Source organism: Streptomyces rishiriensis (assembly GCF_030815485.1).
Taxonomy (GTDB): Bacteria; Actinomycetota; Actinomycetes; order Streptomycetales; family Streptomycetaceae; genus Streptomyces; species Streptomyces rishiriensis_A.
This window is the reverse complement of the sequence record NZ_JAUSWV010000001.1, coordinates 269972-296919: the sequence shown is the minus strand read 5'-3', so window position 1 is coordinate 296919 and position 26948 is coordinate 269972. Positions and strand designations below refer to the sequence as shown.

12 protein-coding genes and 13 pseudogenes are annotated in these 26948 nt (G+C 65.3%); 12 read left to right on the top strand and 13 right to left on the bottom strand.

Annotated features, from left to right (window positions below):
• Positions 1-71 precede the first annotated feature (71 nt).
• The 7 genes and pseudogenes from QF030_RS01530 to QF030_RS01505 all read right to left on the bottom strand — a co-directional run bounded on the left by QF030_RS01530 (position 72) and on the right by QF030_RS01505 (position 5889).
• Positions 72-422: a carboxymuconolactone decarboxylase family protein gene (locus QF030_RS01530; protein WP_307160804.1), complete on the bottom strand. Its 351-nt coding sequence runs from the start codon at positions 420-422 to the stop codon at positions 72-74.
• The gene (locus QF030_RS40430) at positions 305-775 is read right to left on the bottom strand and encodes a pirin family protein (protein ID WP_373428718.1); all 471 of its coding nucleotides are present in this window, start codon (positions 773-775) and stop codon (positions 305-307) included. Before QF030_RS40430 ends, QF030_RS01530 begins: the two co-directional genes overlap by 118 nt.
• 206 nt (positions 776-981) lie before the next feature.
• Complete coding sequence (locus tag QF030_RS01525; protein WP_307160803.1) at positions 982-1851, bottom strand: alpha/beta fold hydrolase; 870 nt, start codon at positions 1849-1851, stop codon at positions 982-984.
• Between the two features lie 153 nt (positions 1852-2004).
• Positions 2005-2676, bottom strand: a pseudogene (gene tal, locus QF030_RS01520) (transaldolase); the annotation flags it as partial.
• Positions 2677-2802: 126 nt separating this feature from the next.
• Positions 2803-3684: an MIP/aquaporin family protein gene (locus QF030_RS01515; protein WP_307160802.1), complete on the bottom strand. Its 882-nt coding sequence runs from the start codon at positions 3682-3684 to the stop codon at positions 2803-2805.
• Between the two features lie 303 nt (positions 3685-3987).
• Positions 3988-4866: an alpha/beta fold hydrolase gene (locus tag QF030_RS01510; protein WP_307160801.1), complete on the bottom strand. Its 879-nt coding sequence runs from the start codon at positions 4864-4866 to the stop codon at positions 3988-3990.
• 711 nt (positions 4867-5577) lie between these two features.
• Positions 5578-5889, bottom strand: coding sequence for a Mu transposase C-terminal domain-containing protein (locus QF030_RS01505; RefSeq protein WP_307160800.1), 312 nt, complete (start codon positions 5887-5889; stop codon positions 5578-5580).
• A 202-nt stretch (positions 5890-6091) separates the two neighbouring features.
• Here QF030_RS01505 and tap point away from each other — a divergent pair.
• From tap to QF030_RS01480, 5 genes and pseudogenes are all read left to right on the top strand, one after another.
• A pseudogene (gene tap / locus QF030_RS01500) lies at positions 6092-8240 on the top strand (telomere-associated protein Tap).
• Positions 8241-8244: 4 nt separating this feature from the next.
• The gene (tpg, locus tag QF030_RS01495) at positions 8245-8805 is read left to right on the top strand and encodes a telomere-protecting terminal protein Tpg (protein WP_307160799.1); all 561 of its coding nucleotides are present in this window, start codon (positions 8245-8247) and stop codon (positions 8803-8805) included.
• A 681-nt stretch (positions 8806-9486) separates the two neighbouring features.
• Positions 9487-10554, top strand: a pseudogene (locus tag QF030_RS01490) (IS110 family transposase); the annotation flags it as partial.
• A gap of 484 nt (positions 10555-11038) precedes the next feature.
• A complete protein-coding gene (locus QF030_RS01485) occupies positions 11039-12265 on the top strand; it encodes an IS110 family transposase (protein WP_307160798.1) in 1227 nt (408 codons plus the stop codon).
• Between the two features lie 22 nt (positions 12266-12287).
• Positions 12288-12434, top strand: a pseudogene (locus QF030_RS01480) (IS110 family transposase); the annotation flags it as partial.
• A gap of 380 nt (positions 12435-12814) precedes the next feature.
• Here the strand turns inward: QF030_RS01480 and QF030_RS01475 are convergent.
• The 3 genes and pseudogenes from QF030_RS01475 to QF030_RS01465 form a co-directional block, all read right to left on the bottom strand.
• A pseudogene (locus QF030_RS01475) lies at positions 12815-13623 on the bottom strand (alpha/beta fold hydrolase).
• A gap of 1586 nt (positions 13624-15209) precedes the next feature.
• Positions 15210-15953 carry a hypothetical protein gene (locus QF030_RS01470; RefSeq protein ID WP_307160797.1) on the bottom strand — a complete coding sequence of 248 codons (744 nt, stop codon included), beginning with the start codon at positions 15951-15953 and terminating at the stop codon, positions 15210-15212.
• Between the two features lie 383 nt (positions 15954-16336).
• A pseudogene (locus tag QF030_RS01465) lies at positions 16337-17747 on the bottom strand (NF041680 family putative transposase).
• On the opposite strand from QF030_RS01465, the pseudogene QF030_RS01460 reads away from it, so the two are divergent.
• Positions 17628-17876, top strand: a pseudogene (locus tag QF030_RS01460) (transposase); the annotation flags it as partial. The pseudogenes QF030_RS01465 and QF030_RS01460 overlap by 120 nt on opposite strands.
• A gap of 1197 nt (positions 17877-19073) precedes the next feature.
• Here the strand turns inward: QF030_RS01460 and QF030_RS01455 are convergent.
• Positions 19074-19911, bottom strand: a pseudogene (locus tag QF030_RS01455) (IS5 family transposase).
• Between the two features lie 434 nt (positions 19912-20345).
• Between QF030_RS01455 and QF030_RS01450 the strand changes: the two are divergent.
• Positions 20346-21185: an IS5 family transposase gene (locus QF030_RS01450; protein ID WP_307160796.1), complete on the top strand. Its 840-nt coding sequence runs from the start codon at positions 20346-20348 to the stop codon at positions 21183-21185.
• A gap of 766 nt (positions 21186-21951) precedes the next feature.
• On the opposite strand, the pseudogene QF030_RS01445 reads toward QF030_RS01450, so the two are convergent.
• Positions 21952-22884 (bottom strand): annotated as a pseudogene (locus QF030_RS01445) (transposase family protein).
• A gap of 109 nt (positions 22885-22993) precedes the next feature.
• Between QF030_RS01445 and QF030_RS01440 the strand changes: the two are divergent.
• From QF030_RS01440 to istB, 3 genes and pseudogenes are all read left to right on the top strand, one after another.
• Positions 22994-23704, top strand: a pseudogene (locus QF030_RS01440) (IS701 family transposase); the annotation flags it as partial.
• Positions 23646-23819 (top strand): annotated as a pseudogene (gene cutA, locus QF030_RS01435) (divalent cation tolerance protein CutA); the annotation flags it as partial. The pseudogenes QF030_RS01440 and cutA, both read left to right, overlap by 59 nt.
• 271 nt (positions 23820-24090) lie before the next feature.
• On the top strand, positions 24091-24645 hold the full coding sequence (istB, locus tag QF030_RS01430; protein WP_307160947.1) for an IS21-like element helper ATPase IstB: 555 nt from the start codon (positions 24091-24093) through the stop codon (positions 24643-24645).
• 717 nt (positions 24646-25362) lie between these two features.
• Here the strand turns inward: istB and QF030_RS01425 are convergent.
• Positions 25363-25845: a hypothetical protein gene (locus QF030_RS01425; RefSeq protein WP_307160795.1), complete on the bottom strand. Its 483-nt coding sequence runs from the start codon at positions 25843-25845 to the stop codon at positions 25363-25365.
• A 421-nt stretch (positions 25846-26266) separates the two neighbouring features.
• Between QF030_RS01425 and QF030_RS40425 the strand changes: the two are divergent.
• Together QF030_RS40425 and QF030_RS40420 are read left to right on the top strand one after the other, a co-directional pair.
• Positions 26267-26413: pseudogene (locus tag QF030_RS40425) on the top strand (transposase); the annotation flags it as partial.
• A 151-nt stretch (positions 26414-26564) separates the two neighbouring features.
• Positions 26565-26738: pseudogene (locus QF030_RS40420) on the top strand (transposase); the annotation flags it as partial.
• Between the last annotated feature and the right edge of the window lie 210 nt (positions 26739-26948).

Genomic DNA, 26948 nt, shown 5'->3' with positions numbered 1-26948 from the left:
GTGAGAAGAGGGTGGATTGTGGCGCGGAGGGGTGTGATGCCGGCTGACGATCGAGGCCAGGTTGAAAGCGTTCATGACGATCGAGGCCCAGCTGATGACGGACAGCTGCTCGGGGCTGAGGAAGCAGGCAGCCTCGCCGTAGTCGAGGTCTTGTCGGCGGCTGTCAGGAAGCTGACCAGCGATTCGGCCAGAGTGAGGGCGGCGCGTTCTTGATCGGTGAAGAGCTCGGTGTCACGCCAGGCCGGCAGGACCACGATGCGCTGCTGTGTCTTGTCGGCCTCCAGGGCGTCACGCACGTGGATGCTCAGGCAGCAGGCGCAGGCATTGAGCTGGGAGATGCACATATTGCAAGGAGCGCGAGAGCGTACTCGAAGTCGCGGCGCAGAGGTACCGCACTGGACGGTGCAGGTCGAGTTCCGCACTCACGTGAGGATGTCGTCAAATTCAGTTGTCCGGGCTTGACGACCTGCTCTGAGCCCAGCCCGTCATGGTGCAACACCTGGCCACCAGTCAGGCATGTGACGGTCTGTGGCCCGATGTGAGGATGGGGACCCACGTCCGGGCCACGGTTCTCGGTGACGTGCGCTGAACCCATGTGGTCGGCAGAACACCGTGCGCCGACCGTTCGGCGGCCGCGATGTGGCAGGGCACGACGTACGCGGATGGTGCACGCTGTGTCGTCCCGGCTTTCGCTCACTTCGAGGCAATGCTGTTCGGGATGGCCGAACCCGGGCCTGTCGGCTGAGGCATCCGCGATGCTGACCGGACCCCTCATCGGGCTTCCCTCGCTTTGGCGGATCATGGCTCTGGTCTCGGATTCTGCGATGCTGGTGGAGCCTCCAGGGCGGCATGGAGCCGGGATGTTCCCGCGGTGCCCCCGATGGGATCCCAGCCATGGCCTCGCGTCATTACAGGTGGCGCGACGAGAGGAACCGGGGCCGGCTGCAGCGGAGACGCGTGCCCGGACTCCTGCAATCCACTTCAGCGTGCCGGGGTGGACCGGTCTGCCTCGATGATCAGCTTCTCAACGGCGCGCGGGCTGGTGATCATCGGGAGATGGCCGGCTTTCACTTCAGTGATCTTGGCTCCCGCGTTCTCGGCCATCGCGCGTTGGAGGGTGGGGGGAACGATGTGATCCTGGGTTCCCAGCAGGTAATAGCTCGGCAGCGATTTCCAGGCCGGAGTGTCGGACCTGTCCGTGAGTGCGCTCAGAGTGACAGGCCGCTGTGCCGCAGCCATCGCGGCCGCGTCGCGCGCCGGGATCCCATTCGCGATGGCGTCCGGGAAAACGTTCTGCTTCATGTAGAGGTCGTAGTCGCCGTCCGGAGCACCCGGGTAGCGCATGAACTCGAAGAGGTCGGCCGGGTCCAGTTGGTGATTCGGGTCCAGCAGTCCGAGGACACTGTCACCTGCGTCCGGAACGAACGCATTGATGAAGACAAGGGCTTCGACATCCTTGTCCGACGTGGCGGCGTTCGTGATGACGGCCCCTCCGTACGAGTGACCGACCAGGACAACCGGGCCGGTAGTTCGGTCGCGGAGGAACGCCGACAGGTACTCCGAGTCTTCGCTCAGCCCGCGAAGCGGAGTGGGCGGTGCGAGGACCTGGTAGCCCTGAGCCTGCAGGTCACGGGCGACCTTCGCCCACCCGGAGGAGTCCGCCCAGGCCCCGTGGACGAGCACCACCGTGGGCTTGGGCGCTGTCCTGCTTGAGCGCTGTGTATTCGCCCTGGGCTGCCGATCGCCAGCGTTGTCCGCTGCCTGGGTTCCGGATATGCCAGTCACGCCCAGCGCACCTACAAGGGTGAGAAGGCTGATCGTGCGCATTCGTCGTACTCGGAAGATCTTCACCGTGGCTCCTGGGAGGTTGAGGGGATCAAGCGGTACGTCCAGAGATTCTGAGCGAAGGGGCTGACTCTTTTATGCATGACTTGTTGAGTGGGAATGACCTGCAGACGCAGCCCGCTGTTTCCGTACCGAACCGATGGTGCGAGTCTCGGGAATCGAGGGGGCGAGGCGCTGGAGCTCCGCCTCGGTCGACTTGAGCAGGTCGTTCCAGGACGCCTCGAACTTGTCCACGCCCTCGTCCTCGAGGAGCTGGACCACCTCGTCGTAGGAGATGCCGAGCTTCTCGACGGCGTCGATCTCGGCGCGGGCCTGCTCGTAGGTGCCGGCGACGGTGTTGCCGGTGATTGAGCCGTGGTCCTCGGCGGCGAACAGGGTCGCCTCCGGCATGGTGTTCACCGTGTTCGGGGCGACCAGGTCGTCCACGTACAGGGTGTCCTTGTAGGCGGGGTCCTTCACACCGGTGGAGGCCCACAGCGGACGCTGCTTGTTGGCGCCGGCCTTCTCCAGCGCGGCCCAGCGCTCGCCGGCGAAGACCTCCTCGTACGCCTGGTAGGCGAGCCGGGCGTTGGCGAGGCCCGCCTTGCCGCGGGCGGCCTTGGCCTCGTCGGTGCCGAGCGCGTCGAGCCGCTTGTCGATCTCGGTGTCCACCCGGGACACGAAGAAGGACGCCACGGAGTGGATCTTCGACAGGTCCAGGCCGCGCTCCTTGGCATGCTCCAGGCCGGACAGGTAGGCGTCCATGACCTGGCGGTAGCGCTCCAGCGAGAAGATCAGCGTGACGTTGACGCTGATGCCGAGGCCGATGACCTCGGTGATCGCCGGCAGGCCGCCCAGCCAGATCGCGACGCCTTCTTCGCAGAGGCGCTTGAGTGAGTCTGTCATGGAATGACATCTCCTACGTGTCGTATGTGAGCGTCAGCGCTGGGCGGCGGCGAGAACGCACGATGCCGCAATTCACGCCGCATGGCTGATGGGCACGGCAGATCCGTCCTCCTGAGTGCCGCACAGACGATGCGTCAGGACGGCGCGACGCCTTCTCGTGAAGCCGAGGAGAAGTGCGGCGGCAAGAGCACCCGCCATAGGTGCTGCCAGGTAGACCCACAGGAACGAATATTCGGCGGAAAGAAGTGCCGGTCCGAATTGGCGCACTGGATTCATCGACGCCCCTGTGACGTTTCCCAGCAACGCGATCGCGGCTCCGATCAGGATCCCCGCCAGCCACGGAACTAGAGGAGCAAGTCGAGGAGACTGGAGAAAGTAGCCGACAGCATAGATGACGATGCCCGTAGTTACGGCCTCAGCAGCAAACAACCAGGTCGCCGTCCACCCTGCTGCGGGGTGGATTACCGCATAAGTTACGGGTGGCTCCTCGGTAGCCGTACCCCATACGAGGCGGGCCACTATCACTCCCGCTACGGATCCGGCGAACTGTGCGACGACATAAGGAATTACCAGGCGGCCGGGAAATATTCCGAAACGCCACATGGCGACCGAAATTGCGGGATTCATATGCCCGCCGCTTATTCTGCCAGGTCGGCTCAAAATGAGGGCAGAAATGAGCAGTCCAACAGTCACGCCGACAGTCAAGAAGCTCAGGCGTCCATCGCCGATCTTGATCGATAGAGACGACGGGCCCACGAGCCATCGAACAATGGTGGTGACTCCGAACAGCAAAGTGAACGACAGCAGCCCCTCCAGGGCGCTGTAACGCCATGCACCGCCAGGCAGGAGGGCTTTCTGTCGAAGATCTGCTGATGCTTGAGATGTCCGGGTCCGTTCCGCGCGCTCTCGCGTGGACCCCTCCGTCGCAGAAGGCGACACTGTGGATTCGGGCATCGTGAACTCCGAAGGATGAGGTTGTGCTTTGAAGTCTTCGAGCAGAGCTGTGATTTCTGAAGCGGCTCGCGGGTCTCGGTTGAGTCGACTGCTCACACCCGGCGGTTCGCTATTCTTTGAGTAATTCGCACCGGGTCGGAATCCGAATCGTATGAACTGCTCCCATGTTCGCGGCCACTCTGCTCAGGTGCACCCTCCGGATGAGCCAGTCCGTCCGCAGACAGCTGACGGTCGCTCCGTGGCACCGTCGTCAACCGGGGACCCGCTGAATTGCCGTAGTGTTCGACCACCGTCGCGACGTTTTCAAGCGAAAGCTCGCTGGAGAAAGTTTCGGATCAAATCCGCGATCTCGGACCCATGAGACTCAAGAGCGAAGTGGCCGGCGTCGAGAAGATGGAGCTCTGCATCGGGCAGGTCTCTCTTGTATGCGTATGCTCCAGCAGCACCGAAAATCTCGTCGTTCTTTCCCCATGTGATCAACGTCGAAGGCTGATGCTTGCGGAAGTACTCCTGAAACTCCGAATAAAGAGAGATGTTGAACTGGTAGTCCCAGAATAGTTGCAGCTGAACTTCCTTGTTGCCGGGGCGGTCCATCAACACCTGGTCGAGAGTCCACGTTTCCGGAGCGATTTGGTGCATACGGTCGGCAGGGACACCGTGCGTGTACTGCCACCGAGTCTTCGCAGCCGTCAGGTACTCACGGGCGCCTGCCTCGTTGTCCTGACGATTTTGCGTGTACGCAACGAGGGTGTCCGCGAAGGATGTGAAGCCTTCCAGGTACGCGTTCCCTGACTGGACGAGAAGCGCTGTGACTCGGTCAGGATTGCGACTGGCGATGCGCAGCCCGATGGGGGCTCCGTAGTCCTGGATATAGAGGGCGAACTTTTGGAGGCCGAGCTGTTCAATCAGTTCCAGAGTGTGCGCGGTAAGGTTCTCGAACGAGTACTCGAAATCATCGACTGATGGTGCATCGGAGAATCCGAATCCGATGTGGTCAGGAGCGATGATGTGATAGCGGTCCGCTAGATCTGGAATAAGATTCCTGAACATGTGGGACGAAGCGGGAAAGCCGTGCAGCAGCACGATCGCCGGAGCGTCCGGGTCCCCTGCTTCGCGGTAAAAGATCTTCCGATTCTTCACGGTAGCAGTGCGGTGTTGAGCTACCGGCTTGTTATCGGGCATCGTTTCTCCTCGGAGGAATGAGCAGGTGGCGGTTGGCACTTGAGGCGAATTGGTCGGAACTCGTGCACCATCGAGCGGCGTACTGATGTTTTTGTGCACGCTGCTGGACAGCGGGCCGGCATCGGGGCTGGATCCTGCCGACGGCTTCTGGAAGCCACTGCCTGGATGAAACTACGCAGCTACGGTGGATGACTAGTGACTGATCTGTGAACCCCGTCATGGCTCCCCCGCTCGTGATCGGCTTACCGGCCCACGTGTTTCGCTATTCCGTTCGGTAATGTGGGGCTGCGGAGGGGACGTCGTAGCAGCCGTCGACCGTGTTCGCGAAAGGTTCGGCTCGCGCGTCATCGGCTCCGCCACCGTCTTCCGGCCCGTCTCATGACCCGGTCCGCTGCCCTTTCTGACCGAATCGCCGACCGGTCAGGATCTGCTGCCCCATCCGGAGGCGGGCCCGCAGCGGCTGGCAGGCCTCGGGCTGTGTCCTCGGACTCGCTTACTTCGAAGGCCGCACCTGGCGGGGCCGCCATCGGCACGTCATGCCCGCTCTCGCGTAGCGGGGCAGGAGTGGCCGCACCGCCGCCAGGGCGATCCGGCGTACCGGAGGACTCGGCGGCACGTCGCACTACGGAGATCAGTTCGCGGGTTCGTTCCCCGGGCCGTAGACAGCGCGGTCCAGCAGGACGATGGCGGCCTGGGCGATCTCCTCCTCGGTCACCGGGTCGATGCCGCGCTGGGCCGGGATGCGGCGGGCGTGGTCCCAGGCTCGCCCATCGGCATCGGGGCAGTGCGAAGGTGCCGCCAGATCAAGGTGATCCAGCTGCCCTCGCGGTGGTTGCGTACCCGGATGCGGGAGATGTCGCAGGGGTCATAGTGGAGCTCCCAGCTCCGCCCGTCCGGGGCGGCACCGGACGGCTGGCGGCGCAACGGGCTTAACTCCGCGCTGTCGTAGGTGCGGTGACCCAGACGGATGCCGTAGGAGTTGATCCGCCGCCGGCAGCGGGGCAGCAGCTCGATCGCGGACACCTACAGAAGAACGGGACTGCCTGCACATCGCAGAGACAGGACAGAGGTCGGCCGAGCAGCCGGCGGCGGCAGCTCCGGGTGCGGCAAGGAGAGGCACAAGGCAGCCACCCGCCGGCCCGCCGGTCACCTTGCTCCGATCGGGCTAATCGGGCAGGTAAATAACTGGTTAAATAATGCTAGTGTTCAGGGGGAGGAGGCGTGTATGGCAACCAGTGAGGAAGAGTTGTTCGCGTCCGTCGACGCGCTGCTCGAGGAGGAGCCGCAGCTTCCGCCCCCTGCGGAGCGTGCGCGTGCTGCGTGAGGCCGCGGGCATTACGCAGGCCCGCCTGGCAGCCGCGATGAAGACGTCGACGCAGAGCATCAAGAACTGGGAGAACGGCCGGAGCGAGCCGAAGGAGCCGCGTCTGTCGGCGGACCGGCGGCTGCTGGACGGCTGGGCTGGTAAGCACCCGGCGCCCGGCGCGAAGCACCGGGCGCCCGGCGCCGCTTCCGTACCTACTCCCGCCCCCGCTGCCGAATCCCCCTCTGCGGCGGTTCCCAGGGCGTCCACCGGCCGGACCGCACCTGTGGATCCCGCGCGGGAGATCACCGAAGCGGTGGAGGTGCCTGCCGTGTCGGTCGCACCTGAGAGTCCGGCCGCCCGCCCTGCGATATCGTCGCGTCGCCCGGCCCCGAAGAAGACCGCCGGGCCTGTCCTGAACTCGCGGTTCCCCCATGGGCCGCTCGCCGTGCTGGACGGTGACGGCTCCGCTTACGGAGTCGACGGGGTCGTGCTGGACTGCCCCGCCCGGACCATCCCCGAATTGGTGGAGTGGACCCTGAAGGAGTCAGGCCTCGGTGCGCCGAAGCTGCACCGCAACGGCAAGGACTCCGATCCGCTGATCGTCCTCACCGCCGCGGCCGCCGTGAAACTCGGACTCCCTGAGCGCCTGGAGGGTCACGAGCAGCGCCGCTCCCTGCGTCTGCCCACCGACCACGCCGTCGTCAAGCAGGTGGCCAAGGCCAAGTGGCAGCTCACTCAGCGCGGTTTCGGCCCGTGGGCGCGGATCTACCGCAAGGCGCAGGCTGGGCATCGGCAGTGCGTGCAGCTGGCGCTGCTGTCCTGGGACGCTCTCGATGAGCGGTCCTGGCCCGGCGTCGCGGACATGGAGCCGGCCGACATCGCCCGTGTACTCGGCGTCTATGCCCAGCGGGTGATCACCCCGCGGGGCTCCACGGCTGTTTCCGGCCTTGAGCTGATGACGGCACTTCGCCCGCCGACCCGGGCCGTGCAGGACCGCGCGACCGGGAACTGGGTGTCCGGCCACAATCCCGGGAGTCTGGGGTCGGAGCCGGTGGACCCGGCGCCGCCGGAGGCCACTGCCGAACACCCGGTCGTCGTCAAATCCGGCTGGACCGGCGGCTTCCTCAACGAGAGGCCTACCAGTGGGTGCGCGACGTCGACCTGCTCAGCGATGAGGAGTGCACGCTGCCGTACGCGGTCGGCCTGGACCTGAACACCGCGTTCCTCGCGGCCGCGGCCCGCCTGGTCGTCGGCCTGTCCGCCCCGGACTATTTCCACGCCCCCGCCTTCAATCCGAAGATCCCCGGCTCCTGGCGGGTCGACCTCTCGCACGTCGAGCTCGACCCGCGCCTGCCCAGCCCTTTCGTCCCTGACGGCACCCGTCCCACAGGGCCGGCCTGGTATCAGACGCACACCGTCGCCTACGCCCAGGAACTCGGCTACAACGTCTCACCGATCGAGGCCTACCTGCGTCGCGAGAGCGGTGCGTACCTGGACCCGTGGCACGACCGCCTACGTCGACACCCTCGCCGACCTCGGCGTCACCAAGGACCTGGACGACCGCCAGTTTCTCGCCGCAATGCACGACCACAAGCAGAACGACCCGGTGATGGCCGCCGTGCTGGCCGCGATCAAGGCGACGGTCAAAGACGGCGTCGGCAAGCTGCGCGAGCGCCCGCAGGGCAAGTCCTACAAGGCGGGGGAGCGGTGGCCGGCGCTGGAACGCCCGACCTGGCGCCCCGACATCCGCGCCGCCGTCATCTCCAAGGCGCGGGTGAACATGCACCGCAAGCTCTCCAACATGGCCAGGACGACGGGCCTGTTCCCGCTCGCGGTGCTGTCCGACTGCGTCGTCTACCCCAGCCCGGGGGAGAGCCCGCTCGACTTCCTCCCCTACGCCGCGTCCGGCAAGCCGCAGCCCGGCGGGTTCCGCCTCGGCCCGACGCCGGGGCTGGCGAAGCTGGAGGGTGTGCAGACGATGCTGTGGGCGGTCGACCTGATGGAACAGGGCCTGAATCCGGCCCGTCACATCAAGGGCGGCGACGCCGTCCTGGACGAAGGGGAGTAGGGCCGTGACGGGAGAGATCGGGGACGCCATCGAGCGCGCCGACCGCGAGTCGTTCACCCAGGAGCCGCCCAGGACGCTGAAGGGCCGGATCGGCTTCCTGATCCGGCAGTTGGGCAGTACGAAAGCCGTGGCGGCGGAGATCGGTGTCACCGCCGACTCGGTCAACCGCTACCGGCGCGGCGCCCGCAAGCACCCGCCGCCCGAGGTCACGGCGAAGGTCGATGAGGCGGTGCGGCAGCGCTGGCAGCCCCGCGTTCGCAAGCGCCGCCGCCGGCAGGCCGCCACCGCCACAGGCGTCACGGTGGAGACGCGGGCCCGCTTCGGCTACACCGCACCCGTCGGCACCACCGACGACGGCCGCTTCCGCCGTCTCACCGTCCACCTTCCCCCGGCCTACGCGCAGCGCCTCTTCGACGCCCGCGACCAGGGCGCCGGCGACCAGGAGATGCGCGCGATCATCGCCGAAGGGTTCAAGGACGTCTATTTCCAGGACGGCGGTGTGCGTGCCCGGGGCCTCAGTGACGTCGAGATCAACGACATCGACTACCTCGACCTGGACTACTGATCACGCCGGACAGAAAGCGATCTGACCATCCCCGCTGAGCCGAGGCACGACAGTTGTCACATAGGCAGGCTTGTTGTCACCGGTCGGGCCGTGGGCCGTCGTGGGTGCGACCTCGGGTGTCCCGTCGCAATGCAGGTGGCAGATTCGCAGTGCTTCGCAGCTCGACCTTGCGGATTCTTCCTTCGGCTTTGTTCGCGGGTGTCCCGTCGCGCTGAACCTGTCGGATTCCCACCCGTTCTCGTTTTGTGCTGTCCGCTTCTCATCCGGGCACATGCTGAGAGGCGATGCCTCGTCTCTCGTGGGGCCTCAGCTCACTTCGCACCGTCCCGCTGAGGTCGGTCGATGCGCCGAACACCGCAGCCGCCAGGACCGGCGACAGCCGGATCTGGAGGCACTCGAGCCCCCGGCCCCCCGGCCCCCGTTATGTTCTTCGCGGTCCTGCAATGGGGCTGCTGGCCTCCGGGCCCGGTATGACTGTGTCCCCTCTGTCGAAGGAATGACCTGGGGGGTGGTGTCGCCCGGGCCGTGGGGTGCCGTCGGAGACGCTGATGAGAGACCCGGCCACCGCCCGGTCCGGCGCAATGCCGGGCACAGACGTGGGCGGCAGGTCTGCATAACGTGGATGCGCGAGCACGGTGCCACCGCCCTGGCCGGCACGGTCAACGACCTGGAAAGGCTGCGATGTTCGACATCGAAGGCGTGGGCGTCTTCCTCGGGATGGACGTCGGCAAGACCGCTCACCACGGTCACGGGCTCACCCCGGCTGGGAAGAGGGTCTTCGACAAGCCGATGCCCAACAGCGAGCCGAAGCTGCGGGCCGTCTTCGACAAGCTCAAAGCCAAGTTCGGCACCGTCCTGGTGATCGTGGATCAGCCCGCCTCGATCGGGGCTCTGCCGCTGACCGTCGCCCGCGACACCGGATGCGAGGTCGCTTACCTGCCCGGACTCGCGATGCGGCGGATCGCCGACCTCTATCCGGGCAAGGCGAAAACCGACGCGAAGGACGCGGCAGTGATCGCCGACGCGGCCCGGACGATGCCTCACACGCTGCGCTCGCTGGAGCTGACCGACGAGATCACCGCCGAGCTCACGGTGCTGACCGGCTTCGACCAGGACCTCGCGGCCGAGGCCACCCGCACCAGCAACCGGATACGCGGCCTGCTCACGCAGTTCCACCCCAGCCTCGAGCGCGTGCTCGGACCCCGGCTCGACCACCCGGCTGTCACCTGGCTCCTCGAGCGCTACGGTTCCCCGGCAGCTCTGCGGAAAGCCGGCCGCCGCAGACTCGCCGAACTCATCAGGCCCAAGGCCCCGCGCATGGCCGCGCGGCTGATCGACGACATCTTCGACGCCCTCGACGAACAGACCGTCGTGGTCCCAGGAACCGGCACCCTCGACATCGTGATCCCGTCCCTGGCCGCCTCGCTCGCCGCGGTCCACGACCAGCGCCGGGCACTGGAAGCCCAGATCAGCAGCCTGCTGGAGGCCCACCCTCTTCACCCGGTCCTGACCTCGATGCCGGGCATCGGAGTCAGGACCGCCGCAGTCCTACTGGTCACCGTCGGAGACGGGACCGCCTTTCCCAGTGCCGCCCACCTCGCCTCTTACGCCGGCCTCGCCCCCACGACGAAGTCGTCGGGGACCTCGATCCACGGCGAACACGCACCCAGAGGCGGAAACCGGCAGCTCAAACGCGCGATGTTCCTCTCCGCCTTCGCCTGCATGAACGCCGACACGGCCTCCCGCACCTAATCCATTGTTAAGAGCGTCCTGTTGGGGCGGTTGTTCCCAAGGATGTTCGAGTGCCGGATCGTGACATCTAGTGGCTGCCGGGCGGGCAACGCCTCGCTTTAGACAGGTGCGCGGTCTTGGCACTCGTGGTGGTGGCGGTCGTGCAGCGCCGGGTGGATGCCTGTCCCGGACCGGGCTTGGATGCCTAGTAGTAGATCGCGCAGTGCTCGGCACCTTCACGGCCGTCGCCGCCGTCAACAACTACCGGCTTGATCACTCGTTGGTGTTGGTGGTGCGAGCCCGCCGCATGGTGACCTCTTGATAGGCCCGAGCTGTCTGAGCTCCTGCATAGACCGGGGCCCGTGCGGTGCGCTGGTGCCACGAACGGCTAGTGAGGTGGCGGCCCGACCGCTTGATGGTCGAGGCCTTGGATTAGGTCGCTCGCGTGGCCCGCATGCGCTCGTGACCAGCGCAAACATCAGCACGCTGGGAGGGGAAAACCTTGATCTACTGCGGAATCGACTGGGCGGAACGGACCCACGACATTGCCATCGTCAACGACACCGGCGAGTTGTTAGCCAAGCGGCGCATCACGGATGATGCCGCCGGATACAAGGTCTTACTGGACCTGCTCGCCGAGTACGGCGACACGGAGGGGAACCCGATTCCGGTCGCGATCGAGACCTCCCGCGGCCTCTTGGTCGCCGTGTTGAGGACCGGGCAACGGAAGGTGTTCGCGATCAATCCGATGGCCGCCGCCCGTTATCGCGATCGCCACTCGGTCTCGCGCAAGAAGTCCGACCCTGGCGACGCCTTCGTGCTGGCGAACATCCTGCGCACTGACATGCACGCTCATCGGCCACTGCCCGAGGACTCAGACCTTGGCCGGGCGATCGCAGTCCTGGCTCGAGCCCAGCAGGACGCGACCTGGAACCGCCAGCAGATCGCCAACCAGCTCCGCTCCCTGCTGCGCGAGTATTACCCCGCCGCCTTGGACGCATTCGCCACCTGGACAAACGGACTATGCCGCCCCGAGGCCCGCGAGCTCCTCAAGACCGCGCCGACTCCGTCGCGGGCGGCGCACTTGTCACGGGCCCAGCTCCAGGCCGTCCTCAAACGGGCCGGCCGCAAGCGCGGCATCGAGGCCGAGGCCGACCGGCTGCGTGACGTCCTCCGCGCCGACTGGGCCCACCAGGCTCCGCTCATCGAAGAGGCACTTGGGAAGCAGATGCTCGCCCTGCTGATCCAGCTGGAAGCCGCCTGCGCCGGCGCCGACCAGCTGGCCGAGGCGGTGGAAGAAGCATTCCCTCGACATCCAGACGCTGAGATCCTGCTGAGCTTCCCCGGGCTCGGCATCCAACTCGGCGCCCGGATCCTGGCTGAGATCGGGGACGACCACACCCGCTTCGCAGACGCCCGCGGCCTCAAGGCATACGCCGGCTCCTCGCCCATCACCAGGGCCTCCGGCAAGAAGTCGTCCATCACCCGGCGCTGGGTCAAGAACGATCGGCTCAACCACGCCGGATACCTGTGGGCCTTCGCCTCACTCCGAGCATCCGCCGGAGCCAACGACCACTACCGGCGACGACGCGAGCAGGGCGACTGGCACGCAGCCGCGCAGCGCAACCTCTTCAACCGCATGATCGGCCAGCTCTACCACTGCCTGCAGCATCGCAAGCTGTTCGACGAACAGACGGCCTTCCCCACCCAACTTGCCGTTGCCGCGTGATGGCTTGACACCGTGAGGTGTCTACTACGACCGGCAAAGAGCACGCGGAAAGACCCATACCCAGGCCCTCCTCCGACTCGCCCGCCAACGCATCAGCGTCCTGTTCGCCATGCTCCGTGACGGCACCTACTACGAGTCCAGAACGCCCGCCATCACCCTCGCCGCATGACACCCCAAACACCCGCACACCAGGCACCACGTCCTTGACGGACATAGAGACACCCCCCCGGCCCCCCCGGCCCCCCCGGCCGCCCGGCCGCCCGGCCTCCGAGCCGAAGGTCGCCCGGTACCGTCCCACGATCGTGCTGCCGCATTCGCGTCGGCCGTGGGCGTCGTAGACAAGGCTGTCTCCGTCGCTCAGGTCCACGAACAGAGTGACCGAGGGGTGCGCGACCATGGCGATATCCACGCGCGCCGGAGCACGTTGGCGGAACCCAGCCATGCTGATCCCCGGCAGCCGGCCCGGCTGCCGGGGCACGGCGACCTCTACCGACGCCCAGTCAGGTGGTGATTCGGTGGACTTCACAGCACCAGGCCAGGCGATGGGTGTCAGCGGCCGTTCGCCGCGAAGCGCAGCAGCAACTCGCCGGTCGCCTCCGGCGCTTCGAGCATGGGGAAGTGCCCGACGTCGGGCAGCTGCTCGACTCGCGCGTTCAGCACCGTGGCGTACTGGTGCGCCGAAGACGGATCCCAGCGGCGGTCGGCAGCGCCGAAGATCACCAGAACCGGGACGCCGAGTGCGGTCAGGCGCGCGGGTACGCGTCTCTCGGCGATGTACGCGCCGTTGTGGCGCAGCACCGCCCTAACGTGCGGTAGCCAATGCCCCGTACGTCGGCGACCAGGTCGTCCGGGACGTCCACCGGGCGGTTGCACACCGCGGTCACCCCCCGGCGGAGCATCGCGTCGGATCGGATTCTCCATAGGAGCGGGCCGAGCGGCGGGCCGATCAGGACCCGCAGGAGGATGGGCCGCGGAAGGAGTGCGTCGTGACTCGGGCCACTGCTGATCAGTGCGAGCGCACCCACCAGGTCCGGGCGCTGTTCGGCGAGGGCGGTGCCGATGTATCCGCCGCTGGAGTGCCCGGCCACGGTGACGCGACGAAGGCCGAGCTCATCGAGGACCGCGGCCAGGCCGGCTGCCTGCTCAGGCACGTCGTACGACGGCGCGGGCGGGGACTGACCGTGGCCCGGGAGGTCGATCCGGATGACGTGGTACCGGCTGGCCAGTGCCGGCACTACCGGGTCCCAGGAGCTGCCCGAGGCCCCCGATCCGTGGATGAGCACGAGCGGCGGTGCCTCCCGCGGGCCGTCGTGGACCATGTGTATCCCGTGCACATGCTTACCGCCGTAGGTACCCATGCACAGGAGGGTGCTCGGGCTGCCGGTCCTCGGTCTTGTACAAATGTCGTCACGGGGCCGACGATCGCCAGGACTTCCGTCTCCACGGCGAGCGGAAGTTCCGCTAAAGCCACAGGGGAGGACGTTGTGTCGCTCCCGGGTCCGGACTGCGCGTAGTTGGGGGGCGGGGGGCGATGTGCGGCGGGCAGGGTGCGAAGTCGGGCTCGCCTGCGGTGACGCGGGTCCAGATGCAGGCGCTGACGGCCGGGCGCCTGCGGTCGTCGCACACAGGGCCCCCACCGCTGGCCGGTGGCGGGGGCGGCCGGGCTCCGGATCCACCAGCGGCGCGTCGAGCTGTCGGCCCACTTCATCGAGCCAGCCGACCGGGGCGGGCGCTTCTTCGAGAAGTGGCCCGCCCTGTCTCTGGTCGCCCGGCAGCCCCAACGCAGAGCGTACGAGTACTTGCAGGCGCCTTCGGGCACCTGAAGGGCACGGTGATCCTCGACGGAGGCATTGGCGTCCACGCCGCCGTGCAGCAGCTGCAACGTGGGTGAGCGGCTCCGGCGTGGCCTGGGCTTGCATGCACCGCCCGGCCCAGTCGTCGATCCGTGCGCGGTACACCGATGATGTTCTGCGCGCGTGCCGGGAGTACGTTGGGGCTGAATCCGAACAGTCAGCCAGAACCTGGACGGGCCCGGCGAGTTCATCATGGCCGAAGCGAACGTCGGCGGCATCGGCCGCATACCGCACACCCTGACCGAGATGGCCTTGCCCGCCTCGGAATCGAGTCAGCCCGGATCGTCCGGGTCGACCACCACCTCAGCCACGCCTGCACCACCTGTTGCACCAGCTCGCACCAGAAGGCGTACGTGCTGGCCGGCGACGGCGACGGCGACTACAACGACACCTACTACCGGGCCACCCCGCCGGAATGGAGCGCGGGGACGGCGCATCTAGCGTTGAATTCCCGGACGGTTCGGTGGGTTCCCGCACATCGCGATGGCCGCAGTAGCGCTGACCGCCGCTGCACCGATCGCTGTCACCGGATCCCTGCGCACGGTCGCTGCAGCGAGGGCCGCGTACTGTATGGTTGCTGCCCCCCCCACGCCGGGGCTGCTATTTCTGGGTGGGGCCAGGTTGTGTCGCATAGTAGCTGCGGCCTTCGCTGTCGCCAACGCCGCCGCCGTGGCCGCGGCTCTCAGCATGGCGATTCATACTGAGGACTGCAATAGCCGTATTGGATGCTGCCAGGGCTATCAATGCCACTCCAGGGCGATCGGTCATGAGAACTCTTTCCACTGTTTTGACGTGCAATTGAAGTGCCGGATCCGTGAGATTTTGCCCTGGCCTCGGGCGCCTGGCTTGCTGCTACAACGCACTGAGGCGAAGGACGGTTCAACGGTTCCGACCGCAAGAGTGTCGGCGCCCAGTTCTTTCTGTGCTGCTAACGGCCCCGGCCGTTGCGCGGGAGCCTCGGACGCGTCGGCAGCTGCCGGGTATCAACGACCCCTCCGAGCACTGCAGCCACGGCCAAAGACAGCGGTACCGATCACTGCAGGTCTTCTGATGCGACTGCCGACTCTCACGTCAGAGTTGATGATCCGGCGTCACTCTACGGTGATTTCGGATTCGGTTGAGCAGGGTGCGGGGCCGTAAGACGAGATGGAGTCGTTGAACTTGGGCAGACTCTCGCTTAGGTCTGCAATCTCCTTGCCGGGAAGGACTTCGAAGGCGCGACCCTTGTAGTTCAAGTCGGTGTAGAAGCACATGCCGGTTTCGAGGGTCTGTAGCGACGTGGTTTTATCGTTGAAGTCTATTCCAAAAGAAAAGAGTTCAGGCATGCTGATGGGGAGATGTTCGTAGCACTGCCCTCCGAGTTGCGGCTCGTCGCAGACTACGACGGTAGAGCACGGCGCTGGCGCAAAAGATCGGATGTGATTGTCCACGTCGCCGAAGCTGCCGTCACCGAGATTCGATACCTCGGTGTTCGCCGGCACCGTAAACTGGATGCCGGTGTGCAGGGGCTCAGTATAAAAGCACATCGCGTGATCGAGCGTCTTTATCGACGTAATATTGTCGACGAAGCGTCCGTCGGAAACCCTGAAGAGATCCGGACTGTCGAGGGGCAGGCGCTGATCACACTCGCCATTGAGTGATTGCTCTGTGCAAACCACTACGGCGATGTCATCCTGCTCTTGATCCCCATCCTTTGTTCCTATTTGCGGTGATGCGTTGGAAATCGTGCCGCGCTCTTCGGTCTGCCCGGCATTCGGTTTGGCGTCACACGCGGACAGGGCGAGCACTGCCATCAGTAGAGCGCCTGCGATCGTGCGAATTTTTCTCTGCAGCATTCCGTCACTTTCTGATGCTGAAATTCATGTGATCGCATGTGCGATCTCGTCTTTTGCGTGTCCGCCTTGGGTGTACTCATCCCGAACCTGTGACCATTCGTGTACGTGGGCAGACTCGGGCGGTTCGGGTGCCGATCTCTTCTGATCTTTGTCGGATAGGGAAATCTTTACGGCGTTTTCTCGGGCTCGAAGAGTGGGTGCCTCAATATGGGGTACGCGCAGCGGCTCAAACTGGTTCACTCCCGTCGGTAGGGGCAGAGGGACCGATACCGACAGCGTGTCCCTCGCTCCATCTGACGGCGGCTGACCAGCGGATCCTTCACGCGCTGTGCCTCGCCCCGGCGCTGGCCCGCAGCCAGAGCCGGGGCAGCGGAGGGCGGTGATCACCATTGGGCGACCACGTCGTGATGGCGATCTGGACAGCACCGGGGCAGGGACACAGGTCCGTTGTCCAGTGTCCGTTTGTGGACTGTGCGGACGTCGTGACGCGGAGTGGGGCGAGTGTTCTTGCGGCCTGGCGGCCGTCCCGGTCCTGGGCTGGTGGGTTTCGGTGCGCCGGCCGGGCACGCGGCCTTGGGGCGCAGGTGCCGGAAGTCGCGGCGGACGCGGGCGGGATTGAGCTTGTGCGGTTCGCTGGATCGTTCCCAGGGGCGTCGAAGATTGGCTGCCGGCGGCCGGGCGAGCCGGAGCTGGGCATAGACGGCGAGGATCAGCCAGGTTTATCGGTCGGCCGTCTCGGGAGTCCGGATCTTCGGGCAGGTCCAGCCCAGGGTCTGATTGAGGAACCGGAATGTGAGCTCGATGTCGAATCGCCGCAGGAATGCCTGCCAGCGTCGGTCCACGTCCGCGGCGGTGGCACTGGTGCCCGACCACCACAGCCAGACCGGCTTCGGTGTCGCTCCGCTGGGAAGCCGCTCGGCCCGCAGATGGATCACGGTGCCCTCGATGACAGGGAGGGCACCCAACTTGGCGGTCCAGGCAGAGCAGTGAGTCAGCCGCGGGTGGAGCCGGTCCCATGCCTGGACGGTGGCCTTCCCGTCGAGGCGGGTCTCGGTCACCGTCTCGGCCTGGGATGTGCCCCAGGTGGCCGGGTCGCCGAAGACGAACTCGCCGCCGTGCCGCGGCGGGCGGCTCATGGTGTGCGGCTCGCGCCGCGGGGCGGCCCGGCGCAGAACGCGGTCCGAGCGCATCCGCCCGAGGACCTGCACCGGCAGGTCCTCGAGAAGGAAGGCCAGGCGAGGGACGTCGTAGCCGGCATCGACCATGATGAGGATGTTCAGGTCGCCCTGACCCCACTGTCCGGCCTCGATCAGCTGCTCGACGAGCTCGCGCATCTGCCGCGCGGTCACCGTGGCACCCCCGTCGCCCGGAGCCAGCCGCAGCGCATCCAGCGGTGCGGTCCCACGAACTGCGGCCCGTCTCCAGCGCGCAGATCACCGAGTAGGGCCGGCCCGGAACGGGAATGTGCTGGCCTTTGCCACGACCGTAGGTGTGGCACAGGATCCGCTCAGGCGAGGTGTGCGCGTCAGGCCGCAGCCAGCAGGTGATGTCCGCGGCCAGTACCAGCCGGCCGTCGGCCGCCCGCGGCAAGGGAACCCCGGCTAGGGCCCGCCGCAGCCGGGACACGTCCACCCGACCCGAAGCCAGAGCGGAGTGCAGGCTGCCGTGCCCGAGTTCGTGCCCTTCCTCCAGTTCGACACCGAGATCCGCCGCGTCGTCTGCACCACCAACGCCATCGAAAGCGTCAATGCGCGCATCCGCAGGGCCGTCCGCGCACGCGGGCTCTTCCCGCACGAAGCCACGGCCCTCGAATGCTTCTACATGGCCGTCATGAGCCTCGACCTCACCGGCCAGGGACGCAAACGCTGGACAGTGAGGTGGAAGCCCGGACTCCAGGCCTCCGACCACGCCTTTGACGGTCGACTCTCCATCGGCCGCCGCCAATTCACACCACCCGAGTTACACCGTTGGCTGGACAGGCCCGCCCCACATCTGGACCAAGACAGCAGACGAGATCCTCGAACGCCTCGCCGGTTATTTACACAGGATTCCTGACGCAGAAGACTAGCGGCTGTGCAGGTTGGGAGTCTTATTTCCTACGGTGCAGGAAATCCATCCCTTTATTGGCTCTCAGCGGCCTGGGACTGTGCTGCGGGGCGAACAGACCTGACCAATAGCGATAGTTGACTGACGCATCCATTGCTCGCGAGCTCTTTCCAGCTCGCCTTTGGGGTCATTCAGTTGCAGTGCGTTCCCCGGCTCTGCTCCGCTTGCCGGAGAACTGCGGGTCGATATCGCCTGGCTGGTAACTGGCATATGGTGCGCTGCGGCATGCAGACTGGCCGCAGCAGAAGGCCAGCAAGCAGGCACTCCGGTCAACGGCCCTGGCGGGTTCGGTCGCTGACCGCCGGACTGCTGGTCCGACCGGGCGTGTTGGATGGGCATGGGGTGGTTCGGACAAGACGACGGTGAGGGGGTATGAGGAGCAGATGGCCTGTCGGGGCTGTCATAGGCGGATGACTGATACCCAATGAGGTTCGAGTATCCCTCGCCAATCATGATCCAAGTCCGGTGTCTCTCGAGGATCGGCCCGCCCGTTAGGGCGAGTTTGATAGCGGATCGTGCGAGCCTTTCGGTTGTATCTTCTTCGATTTGGCAGCCTTCTGACAAGAAGGAGATGGTTGCTGCATCAGATTCGTCAGCACCATTGTTGATTGCATAGTCGTAAAACTGGGCTAAAAGCACTACATTTTGTTCTTCGGGCATCATAAGCGTCTAGCTCCTGACGTTTATCGAGTCTCTTCCCTGTCCGGTTCTACGGCACCCCGCCTCCTAGGGTTCATCCGCCATGACAACACTTCGTGGCCGTGATGCGGGTGGCTTACTGGCCTCTCATCGGTCGCAGGATGCCTTGGATGGCGGTACCGATGCCGGCCGTCGGTCGATGTCTTGCGGTCGCCGTCCAAACCCCGCAGGAAGCAGGAGTCCGTCTGCGACTTCATCGCCGACGCACCGACCTGACCGTCGGTACGCACCCGTACGTGGCTGTATCTGCGCAATTGAGACTAAGAGGGCTTTTTCTCCCGTCGTTTCATCCCGGATTACCGGATTTAGAGCGATTCAGGTGCCGCGCCAGCTCGGGGTGGATTCGGCGGTCAGCCAGCGCGTCATGAGGTTGATCATTGCGAGGTAGAGCATGGCTTCGGAGCGATGCGGTTTGGCCTCGTAGTCGCGTGCCAGCCGGCGGCGGTTCATCAGCCAGCCCAGGGTGCGTTCGACCGTCCAGCGGCGCGGCAGGACGGTGAAGCCCCTGGTGGCGGGGTCGCGGCGGACGATGTTCATGTCGATGCCGAGGGTTGCTGCGTGCTCGACGAGGTGCTGGCCGTAGCCGCCGTCGACCCAGGTCTTGCGGACATTGGGATGCTCGGCGGCGACCTTCTCGATGAGGGCTTGGCCGGCGATGGAGTCCTGCACGCTCGCGGCCGTGACCAGGACTCCGAGGAGAAGTCCGATGGTGTCGGACAATGCTCCGCTTGCGGCCCACGATCTTCTTGCCCGCGTCGATGCCCTGCTCGCAGGCGGGAACGTTGGTGGAGGTCTTGATGCTCTGCGAGTCGATGACGCAGGCGGTTGGTTCGTCCCCGCAGCCTTCCTGTCTGCGGACTTGGCGGCGAAGGAGGCTGTTGAGCTGGTCGAAGACTGCTTCTTCCTGCCAGCGGGCAAAGTAGGCATAGACAGTGTTCCAGTGCGGATAGTCGTGCGGCAGATAGCGCCAGGGGATCCCGGTCCGGTTCACATAGAGGACCCGATTGAGCAGACTGCGCAGGTCATGGTCCGGAGGGCGGCCGATGTCCAGTCCGCGGCCGCGACGCTCGGCCCGCCAAGGGGTCAGGACCGGCTCGACCAACTCCCACCGGGCATCGGACAGATCGCTCGGGTAACGGCGGCGTTCAGGCATGATCCGGGACTACCCGCCAGGCCCAGGCGCGCGTGCCAGCGCTCGAAGCACACGGCGCGTAATCCGGCACCTTGGGATGAAACAGGAGCAGGCAGACCAAGACGCCCGCCCGGTCGCCCCTCCTCCAACCCGGCCCACATCAACCTCATCGGCCCCACTCGATCCGACGCCAATGTCACCCCAAAGCACCGCAGCTAGGATCAAAAAAAGCCCTCTAAAAGAGCGTTTTGTCCCGCAGAGGTTGTTTGGCGTTGATTTGCAGACCGAGCTGGTGTGTGGTCCTTGGGGCAGACGTGCCTGATGTGGGGCTGGGGTTTGGTGTCGTCGTTCGGCGACCCGTTTCGTTCCGTTCGCTCCTGTCTGATCACAACGCGCCCCCGGTTGACCTCGTTTGCGCCCTGGGGAGGCGGCCTGCTCGACGGTACTACCGAAACATGACGCGACACCGCCCGTACCCGAGCGACCTCTCCGATGCGCGCTGGGAACTGATCGGTCCCACGCTCACGAGCTGGCGGGCCGAGCGCAGAAACAAGGGTCTCGACATCGGTCGCCCACCCGAGCATGACCTGCGCCGCATCATGGACGCCATCCTCTACGTCGACCGCACCGGCATTGCCTGGCGCTACCTGCCCCACGACTTCCCGCCCTGGGAGACGGTCTACGGCTACTTCGCCGCCTGGCAGAAGGAAGGCGTCTTCGACCAGCTCAACGGCCTCCTGCGGCGCCTGGTCCGCGAGGCCGAAGGCCGCGACAGCGAGCCAACCGCCTGCGTGCTGGACGCACAAAGCGTGAAGACCTCCGCGAACGTGCCCGCGACCAGCCAGGGCATCGATGCCGGCAAGAAAATCGCAGGCCGTAAGCGACACATCGGAGTGGACACCCTCGGCCTACTCCTCGCCGTCTGGGTCACCGCGGCAAGCGTCTCTGACAACGCCGGCGGCATGCACTTGATGTCCCACATCGCCGCCACCCACCCTCGAGTGACCAAGGCATGGGCCGACACTGGTTACCGCACCAAAGCCATTGAACACGGCGCCCGCCTGGGCATCGACGTGGAAGTCGTCCAACGCGCCCCGGGCGTCAAAGGGTTCAAGGTGATCCCGCGGCGCTGGGTCGTCGAGCGGACCTTCGGCTGGCTGATGCACCACCGCCGCCTCGCCCGCGACTACGAAACCCACCCTCACCGTTCCGAAGCGATAATCCACGTGGCGATGATCGACCTCATAAGCCGCAGACTCACTCGCGAATCCACCCTGAACTGGCGCGACACCTGAACCTCGAACCAAACAACCTCTGCGGGACAAAACACTCTTTAAGGGGTCAACATGTTCATCGTCACCCGCGAGGGTGGGAAACGATTTGGTCGCTGTACTGAACCTGGGAGCTGTGGTGACCGTTGCAGTCAGTGAGCCTTTCGCACTACCGAGTCTGACGGGATGTGCCCTCCTGGTTAGCCCGCCTGCAAGCGCCGTGAGCATCAGAAGTCCTGGCCGGCTAGGCGTTCACGGTCAAGTCTCATGTGCGTGGCAAGAATCTGGCTACCGCTAACGTCACGTTGCGGAAACGCTCAGCGAGCGGCACCCGCCACGATGGAAAAGAGGATGCTATGCCTTCAATCGATGATCACAAGCAGAATATTTTGAAATTCCTGCAGGAAAATCCTTACAGTCAGTCCAGTGCCGTAATCAGGACTGCTGTTTCCCTTAATCCGGCACACATTAGAGAATTCTCGGCCGCCCTCGATGGACTCACCAGGAGCGGCGACATTCATATGGAGCCCCGCCAGGGAAGAGAGACTCTCTACAGGCACAATCCTCAGGGACCAATCAGTCGCGCGGCAGCAGCTAGGGCAAGCGCGGTGAACCCGCCCGAATATTCTGACGTCGACCCGAACCCGCAGGCGACAGCCCATTTTAAAGCCAGGCATGCGGAAACGTCCTCAGCAAGGGCCCGCAGGGGTCAATAGGAAGACAATGACGGACTAACGACCTCGTGCACGGTTGGCAGTGTCACGTCGAAGGACGCGGATTCGCCCCCGGTTCATGCCTGGGAGCCGCTGGGCCGGGTGGCGGTCTGCTGGTGTGAGAGCAATCCGGCGACTGCCTGGACGATGCCGCTCATGTGCTCACGGCGGCCGTGGTGGCGGGCGAGGGAGCGCCAGTTTTTCAGGTGTGCGATGCCGTGCTCGACGTGGATGCGCCGTGAGGAGTGCGCCTTGCGCTGCTGCTCGTGCTGTTCCTCCTACCAGGCGGGAGCGGTCTGCTAGAACTTGCGATGTGGCGGTGTCACCACTCGTCTGCCTGTCTCGGCGCCCATGCCCTGGTAGCCGGCGTCCGCGAGGTTCTCCATGAACGGACCGTCGGCCAGGAGCTGGGCCAGTCCGAGCTGTTGGGCCTGGGTGATGTCGGCGCAGCCCGGCCGGACGGGGCTGCAGAACAGCACGCGCCCCTCGATGTCCGTGAGGACCATGGACTTCACGGCGTTCTGCCTGGTCTTGCCGGAGACGTACTTGTCCTGGTCCTTGCGGCCTGCGACCGGGCGTCGAACGCGGATCTCCGTGCCGTCGATGATGCCGGTCTGACCGACGGCGCCCAGTTGCTCGATGACCTCGGCGAGAGTGCACAACCGGACGCCCGGGGCGATGGTGCAGCCCCGTTGCGCGAGCAGGGGCCGCACCTCGCCGATAGCGCGGGTGATGGTGGAGCGGTCCACTCCGAACCAGCGGGCCAGCACGTCATGGGTGGTGCCATGGCGCAGGCTTACGAGGGTGGCCAGCAGGCGGTCGACGAAGACGAACGTGTGCTTCGCCCCAGCTCCTACAGCCCGTTGCCGCGGCCGAGCCGTCAGGCGTTCCTGATGCTGTTCGTGCCACAACGGTCCTACTTCTGCGATGAGTTCACCGATTACATCCGGCGACAGCCCGGTGATCCGGTACTCCGCCACGATCAACTCACGCGCCCCAACCCCGATCATGCACAGTTCAACGAGTTCACCTGGTGCCAAGCAACGGCCAACCGTGCACGAGGTCGTTAGTAGGACTCCGTTAGGTCTTCCTGTCCGGCCTGCTCGAGAGCATGGTTGGGTGGATGCACATGAAGTGAACCGTGTTGGGGCGAAGTTGGTGTTGTTCGTGGCGGATGTATTCGCCTCGGTGCCGCGGAAGGACCAGCGGGCCAAGGGCGACTGCTACCTGCGCGGACTGATGCTCGACGGCCGCCGCAAGTCCATCCAGGCCATGGCTTCGCGATTACTGGACGGCAACGAGCAGAACCTGCAGCAGTTCGTGAACCAGTCCACGTGGGATCCGGTGCCGGTGCAACGGCGGACCGTCGAACGGATGCTGCCGTTGATCGGTCTGGTGGCGTTGGCGATCGACGATATGTCGGTGCCCAAGGACGGCTGGATGTCGGCTGGTGGCTCCGCAGTACTGCGGGGCCTTGGGAAAGAGGGCGAACTGCAAGGTCGCGGTTAGCGTCCACGCCGCCGCCGATGCCGCCTCCTGCCTGCTGCAGCGGCGCCTGTTCCTGCCCCAGGAGTGGACGTCGGTCACCGCCCGCCGGGCCCTGGCCCGGATCCTGGCGGACGCCATGCACCGCGAGAAGTGGCGTCTTGCCCTGGACACGCTCGTAGGCTGGGGCATGAGGCCGCCGGTCGTGGTGGCCGACGCCGTCTACGGCACCAACACACACCTGCGGACCGCATGTCCGAGCGTGGGCTCGCCTACGCCCTGGCCGTCCGCTCGGACGTGGCGGATCTCGTATATGACTACGGCGGACCGTCTTCCGGTACTGGAGGCGTGGCTGCACGAGAAGCATCCGTATGACGTCCCCCAGTGGATCACGCTGCCCGTAACCGGCGGGTCGGAGGCGTACCTGTCCTGGGTGGTCGAGGAGACTCACTCGCAGTAGGGCACACCATCCGGCACTTCATTACCGAGCCTGCACGCCGCGATGGCTCACGACGCGAACGCCAGCAAGTGGTCGGCCAGATCGCGCTCCGTGTCGGGGAGCCGGGCAGCGATGCTCTGCGCACGCTGACGTCCCATGGTGTTCGGCTTTGACTCCGCTGCTGCAGCGAATTGCCGCGCGACGTAGACCCCACGGTCCGCGTCGACGCCGCGCAGACGCCAGATCCCCGAGACCGCCACTCCAGAGTCAGGCAGTCCCTTAAAAGCGCTCGCTGGAGGACTTCGACTTCGACCACCAGCGGTCCGTGAAACGCGAGGTCATCGCTCATCTGGGGACGGTGGACTTCGTCGCCGGAAAGGAGAATGTGATCTTCCTGGGGCCGCCCGGCACCGGCAAGACCCACCTCGCCACCGGTCTCGGCATCCGGGTCTGCCAGGCCGGCCACCGGGTCGCCTTCGGCACCGCCGCCCAGTGGGTCACCCGCCTCGCCGAGGCCCATCAAGCAGGGCGTCTGAGCGACGAGTTGACCCGGCTGGGACGGATCCCGCTGATCGTGGTCGACGAAGTGGGCTACATCCCCTTCGAGCCCGAGGCCGCGAACCTGTTCTTCCAGTTCATCTCGGGCCGCTACGAACGAGCCTCGGTGATCCTGACCAGTAACAAGCCCTTCGGGCGCTGGGGCGAGGTCTTCGGCGACGAAACCGTCGCCGCCGCGATGATCGACCGACTCGTCCACCATGCCGAGGTGATCTCGCTGAAGCGCGACAGCTATCGCATGCGCGGCCGCGACCTCGGACGGGTTCCCGCCGCCAACACCGGGGAATGACCAACATCAACTGACACAGCAGGGGGTTACTTTTCGCCCGCCGGAATCGGCTCACATTTCAAGCGTCGCCGACAGGCTTCATCGACCAAGAGGGATTGAACGACTGAAGAGTCGCACCCCGACTCCTCCCGGAGGCGTCCCTCCCAGGGACCTTCCGGGAGGGACGCACTCTGTCCGAGCGGCTGGCGAAGAGATGCTGCGGATCATCCCACTCATGCTGTCTGGGCACGGCCGACAGTGAACTCCTCAAGCACTTCGACGTACGTCACGCCGACTGCTCAACGCGTGAGTGGGCCCAGGCCACCCATCACGTTCTCAAAGCCGCCTGAAGCACTTCCAGACCAACACGGTCGATCAGCAGGTGGCCGACGGGGCCCCGACCCAGTGCTGACGGTTGCCCGGCGCAGAGCTTCACGACTTTGTTCGCCCAGTCGGCGGACCTTGTCATTTCCGCGGCGCCATGCTTTACACACCAGGTCTCCAGGCGTGCGCACCCCAGGACTCCCCGACGTGAGCCGTGCCGCCGAGGACTGTTTCGCCAACAGCAGCCACATCCTTGGGGCCGCAGATCATCATGTGCAGCATGAGTCAGTTGTTGATCTTGCGTGGGGTCGGGATGGCGCCGCGAGGTCCGGATGGACGCTGAATTCGGCGAGAGCGTGCACTGCTCCGCGTATTGGTAAAGGCGCCCTGCCTGGCTTTTAGATGCGATCTACATCAACGCGCTGGTCCGGAAAGCCCCGATCCTTGCGGCAGATGCCCCTGCTCCTGCCCCTGTCCAGACACCCGTGGAAAGAGGTCTGGAAAGAGATCTTTAGGGCCGGGTAGCGTTGGACCTGGATTCGCTCCACGGACGTCTGGCCCCCGTCGCGCAGTAGCCGCAATTGAATTCATTTGCTGCATTCTGACGAAATCTGAATTTCGCGGAACAGTATTTTTGAGTTCCCATTGAAATTCGCCGCGAGGATTACTCTTTGGGGTCAAATGCTCTGCAAAACCATACTTTCTTAGGGCGCCTGCTTCGCCATCGGAAAGGCCTCCACTTTTATTTGCAACCAACGAAAGCCAATAACCCAGCACATTATTAAACTGAGGGTCGTTTGCAGCCCTGGTGGCGGGTGGAAGATATCCCAACTGTTCAGGATGTGAAGTATACCAAGCGTGAATTTCTGCTGCTCTGTCTATGCCCAGATAAGGCATAATTGCATCTCCTGTATCAGCTTTGCGTACTCTGCCGTAGATGTTCTTACGACCAGTTCAACGTGCATGAGGATGAAAAGGTTCAGTGAACCGCCAGGGGTGCCTGTGTAACCGGTATGCGTAGGTTGTGCATTCGCTGCTGCGACCATTGTGCAGCCGCCTTCTTCCGGTCGGTCCGTGGGCGTGCAGCCGGGAGTGCTGCGCGGTTGCGCTATGGTGGCTGGCTTCGGCCGCTGGGCATTGGGCTGTCGCATTGCGCAGTCTGCGCAGTGTTTCGGACGTGGCGATTGCACATCCCGTTGACCTGCATGGTTGGGTCTGTGGTCGGGTGCGCAGGGGCCGTGGTCGGGGCGGGGGATTGGCGTTGAATCCCCTTGTCGCGCAGGGGACTTGAGCGGCTACGGTGGCGATCACGAGGTAGCTGGCACCCAGGGGGATCCGGCGCGTCGTCGACGCGATCCGCTACATCACCAACAACGGCGCGAAGTGGCGGGCGCTGCCCGCCGACTTCGGCATCCCCTGGCGGACCGTGTTCGGCTACTTCGCCCGCTGGGCGAAGGCCGGCGTCCTGCGGCACGTCCTGGACCATCTCCGCCAGCGGCTTCGCATCCGGCGACAGCGGTGTCCTTGGCAGGTCCGAGCGATCCGATCCCAGTCCGTCAAGGGCGCCGAAACAGTCTCGAAAGCGACCCGGGGCTACGACGCCAACAAACACATCAATGGCAGGAAAAGACATCTCCTGGTCGACCAACGGCCTCCTCGTCGACCTCCTCGTCACCCCCGCCGACGTCCAGGACCGCGATGCCGCCCGCATCCTCCTCACCCGCCTGCACACCGATCACCCCGAGATCCTGCTGGTCTGGGCCGACAACGGCTACGGCGGCGAGGAGTTCGCCACCTGGACACAGAGCACCCTCGGCATCACCGTCAAGGTCGTCTCCCGGCCCAAGGACGCCAAAGGCTTCGTCCTGCTGCCCAAACTTCTGTGGAATCAGGTTTGTCAAGTTCCTTCCGCGCGAGGAGGGGACGCCCCTGCGGCGGGTCTTGAGTCGGCATTCACTCAAAGTTCGCTCATCGAGCTTGGGTCGCCGTCGGGGGTTGCT